Source organism: Pseudomonas citronellolis (genome assembly GCF_029335315.1).
Classification (GTDB): Bacteria; Pseudomonadota; Gammaproteobacteria; order Pseudomonadales; family Pseudomonadaceae; genus Pseudomonas; species Pseudomonas citronellolis_A.
Genome location: NZ_JARJLT010000073.1, coordinates 1 through 3,424 on the forward strand (window position 1 = coordinate 1; position 3,424 = coordinate 3,424).

5 protein-coding genes are annotated in these 3,424 nt (G+C 65.7%); all 5 read left to right on the top strand.

Annotated elements, in window-relative coordinates; all coding sequences use genetic code 11:
* The first annotated feature begins 43 nt into the window (after nucleotides 1-43).
* The 5 genes from P3W75_RS06275 to P3W75_RS06295 all read left to right on the top strand — a co-directional run bounded on the left by P3W75_RS06275 (nucleotide 44) and on the right by P3W75_RS06295 (nucleotide 3,372).
* The gene (locus tag P3W75_RS06275; RefSeq protein ID WP_276226501.1) at nucleotides 44-256 is read left to right on the top strand and encodes a hypothetical protein; all 213 of its coding nucleotides are present in this window, start codon (nucleotides 44-46) and stop codon (nucleotides 254-256) included.
* Between the two features lie 13 nt (nucleotides 257-269).
* Entirely contained in the window at nucleotides 270-482 is a 213-nt protein-coding gene (locus P3W75_RS06280) for a major capsid protein (RefSeq protein ID WP_276226502.1), read from the top strand.
* Nucleotides 483-625: 143 nt separating this feature from the next.
* A complete protein-coding gene (locus tag P3W75_RS06285; RefSeq protein WP_276226503.1) occupies nucleotides 626-1,855 on the top strand; it encodes a virulence factor TspB C-terminal domain-related protein in 1,230 nt (409 codons plus the stop codon).
* Nucleotides 1,852-2,181, top strand: coding sequence for a DUF2523 domain-containing protein (locus tag P3W75_RS06290; protein ID WP_333474529.1), 330 nt, complete (start codon nucleotides 1,852-1,854; stop codon nucleotides 2,179-2,181). The genes P3W75_RS06285 and P3W75_RS06290 overlap by 4 nt, the downstream gene beginning before the upstream one ends.
* Nucleotides 2,182-2,193: 12 nt before the next feature.
* On the top strand, nucleotides 2,194-3,372 hold the full coding sequence (locus P3W75_RS06295; protein WP_276226504.1) for a zonular occludens toxin domain-containing protein: 1,179 nt from the start codon (nucleotides 2,194-2,196) through the stop codon (nucleotides 3,370-3,372).
* Nucleotides 3,373-3,424 lie beyond the last annotated feature (52 nt).

The following is a 3,424-nucleotide window of genomic DNA, read 5'->3' on the forward strand; positions in this document are numbered from 1 at the left end:
CAAGCCGGAACCCCCGGCCAAGTCCTAACGGCTCGGTGCGCCCATGAATTTCCTTGCCTGCGACGGCGCCTGGACGCTCCGCCCGGACGGCACCGCCGCCTGCGCCGGAACGCTCCATAGCCTGACCAGCGAGGAAATGCGGACCGAAGTCGGCTCCGCACTCACCTGGGACCAAGTCGCCGAGCTTCAGGGCGAAGTCATCACCCTGTTCGCCCTGGCCTTCGGCTTCCTGGTCCTGAAACGACTGCTCAAGTAGCGAGGTAACTTCCATGAACCACAACACCCACCGCCGCATCGGCCAAGCCGTCGCCGGCACCGCCGCCCTCGGCTCCACCCTGCTCGCCACCGCCTACGCCGCCGTACCGGCCGAAGCGACCGGCGCGCTGGCCACCGCCGGCGAAGACACCAACACCGTCGGCTGGGCGGTGTTCGCCGTCCTCGTCGCCGCCGCGGCGTTCAAGTACATCCGCCGCGCCCTCTGACCCTCCCGGCCTCAACAGCCGAAGCACCGAACCCCGCTCCGGCGGGGTTCTTCTTTCAGGAGACCGACCATGACCCTCGAATGGTTCGTCCTCGGCGTCACGACCCTGGCCTTGGCCATGGTCTTCTTCGGGCGGGTGTAACCATGACTCGTTGGCTCATTCGCCTCATCGCGCTGTTCTGCTGCCTCCCGGTTGTGGCGATGGCCGAGGATATCTACTGGGCGGCAGGGGACGGGGTGACCTACAGGGCCCCGAACCCCGCGCAGAGTTGCCAACTGGCCTATGCCGCGGGCACCGGTATCAAAGGGCCGTTGTCCTGGGCGTTTGTGGACCCGAAGCGTGTGGACTGTGCCTGGACCTGCGAAGGTTCCTGCGCTTCAGGAATGTCGGTTTATCGTTGGGGAGATAGCTGCCCAACGGGCACCGAATACGATCATGTAACGGGCCAGTGCCAGGCGCCGGAGCCGCCGAAAGACTGCGCACCGACCCTCGGTGAATTGTTCCCGGCCCGTGGCCCTACCGCTCCGGTGATCGAAAGTGGTGGGCGCTTCTACATTGGCGGCCCTCCGGCTTCGGAGATAACGGCTTGCTACCAGTCCTGCCGCTACGGTGAAGGTGGCCGAGCGAGCAGCTGTTACCGGCTGCCAGGCTCCACCACCGAAGGCTTCTGCAACTACATTCTCAAAGGCCTGGGCGAGAGCTGCAGCGCCGATTCCTACCAGTTCGCTACGTCGGGCGACCCTCTCAATCCGGGCACCGATCCGGGTGATCCCAGCGTCCCGCCCTCTGATCCCAACGACCCCGGCTGCCCCAGCGGCTGGATGTGGTCCGGCACCACCTGCGTTAAGGATCCAGGCGCCGGTAACAGCGAAGGCAGTGGCAACGGCGAAGGCAGTGGAGGCGGTGAAAGCAGTGGAGGTGGCGGAGGCGGTAGTGATGAGGAGGGCGACGAGCCCTCGGATAACAGCGTTCAAGGCGAAGACTGCGACGCCGAGCTGAACTGCAGCGGCGACGCCATCCAGTGCGCGGTCCTGCGCCAACAGAAGGAATTGCGCTGCCAGATCGAAGTGCTCAACGACTTCGATAAGCATCAGGACGACATCGCCAAGACCGTCGAAGGCGAAGACTTCGAACTGACCAAGGACGAAGAAATCAACGTCGCCGGCTTTCTCAGTGAAGGCACCGGCCGCCGCTTCCTTCCCTCCGCCTGTCCGGCGGACAAGACCTTCTCCCTCAGAACCGGTGGTGGACGCACCTTCGCCTTCACCTACGCGCCCCTGTGCCAGCTCGCCACCGACCTGTCCTACCTGATCGTCATCGCCGCGACGATCTTCTTCGCGGTCTACGTCGGCCGCTCCTTCGGAGGTGAATGATGCAGTTCCTGTTCATTGCTCAGATGCTGGTGATGATCTTCGGCCCGCTGGTGAAAAGCGTCCTGCGCGCCATCGGCTTCGGCTTCGTCACTTATGTCGGCATCAACCTGCTGATCGAATCCGTGCGCAGCTACATCACCAGCCAGATGGGCCAGGCCGGGCTCGCCATTCAACAGGTCCTCGGCCTGGCCAAGGTCGACGTGGCCATCAGCATCGTCCTCTCCGCCGTGATCACCCGCGCCGTCCTGGCCGGGCTCAACAAGATCAACGATCGCAAACGCCGCCAGGTCTGGAACCCGCCGGGCCGCGACTACATCGACGCCTAAGGGGGACTTGCCATGCTCTACATCCGCACCGGCAAGCCCGGCCACGGCAAGACGCTCAATACCATTCGCGAGGTGGATGCCAAGGCCAGGGGCGAAGGCCGCGTCGTCTACTACCACAACGTCACCGGGCTCAAGCCGGAGAAGCTCCAAGCCGCCTGGTTCGAATTCGAGGACCCGTACAAGTGGTTCGAACTCCCCCAGGACGCGATCATCGTGGTGGACGAGGCGCAGGGTTGGTTCGGCGTGCGCGATCCCCGGCAGAAGCCGCCGGAGCACGTCAGCCGCTTCGAGACCATGCGTCACCACGGCCACGAAGTGCACCTGGTGACGCAGGACCCGCGCTACATCGATGTGCACCTGCGCCGCCTGTGCAATGGCCACGTCCACTACTGGCGCGTATTCAAGAGCCAGCAGCTGCTGCGCTTCGAGTCCGAAGCGGTCATCGAGGCCGTGGAGAAGAAGACCAGCTTCAAGGACGCCGACAAGACCGTCATCAAGCTGGATAAGAAATACTTCGGCGTGTACACCAGCACCCAGGCCAAGCACCACTTCGCCTTCAAGCCGCCGAAGAAAATGATCCTCGCGGTGGCGGTGATCCTCGGCGCCGGCTTCATGGTCTACCGCGCCTACGAGCGCTACGCCGAAGGCCGCGACCAGACTCCGGCAGTGGCGACGGCGCCGGCCGACAAGAGCGTGGTCGAGCAGGTCAAGGCCACGGTCGGCGGCCTGATCGCGCCCGCGGGCGGCGACGCCGAGCCACGGCCCACCACTCCGGCGCAGTACCTGGCCAAGCGCGTGCCGCGCATCCCCAACGTCCCGTCCTCCGCGCCGGTCTACGACCAACTGACCACGCCGGTCAGTCACCCGCGCCTGTACTGCCTGTCCACCAGCGACGCACGCCTGGTCGCCCGTCGGCCGCCCGACACGGTGAAGAACGGCCAGTCCTGCCAGTGCTACACGCAGCAAGGTACGAAGGTGGTCGCCGGCTTCGACTTCTGCCTGGCGGTGGCCCGCGACGGCTACTTCGACCCGACCTTGCCGGACCGTAACGCCGGCCTCGACCAGCGCACGGCGCAGCAGCCCCCGCAGCAGCCCTACAACGCGACACCGCCACCCAGCACCCCAGGGCAGGACTACGAGAGCACGCGCGTCACGGTGGTGCCCTACGAGCGCGGGGAATTCCTGTGGTAGCCGGCCGGCCCGCCTCGCGGTTGGAGCCGAGGGACGAGGCCACCCGCGAGCG

What these genes read in the sequence shown, in the direction of transcription:
- P3W75_RS06275 (WP_276226501.1), top strand. Translation starts at nt 44, where the DNA reads ATGAATTTCCTTGCCTGCGACGGCGCCTGGACGCTCCGCCCGGACGGC.
- P3W75_RS06280 (WP_276226502.1), top strand. Translation starts at nt 270, where the DNA reads ATGAACCACAACACCCACCGCCGCATCGGCCAAGCCGTCGCCGGCACC.
- P3W75_RS06285 (WP_276226503.1), top strand. Translation starts at nt 626, where the DNA reads ATGACTCGTTGGCTCATTCGCCTCATCGCGCTGTTCTGCTGCCTCCCG.
- P3W75_RS06290 (WP_333474529.1), top strand. Translation starts at nt 1,852, where the DNA reads ATGATGCAGTTCCTGTTCATTGCTCAGATGCTGGTGATGATCTTCGGC.
- P3W75_RS06295 (WP_276226504.1), top strand. Translation starts at nt 2,194, where the DNA reads ATGCTCTACATCCGCACCGGCAAGCCCGGCCACGGCAAGACGCTCAAT.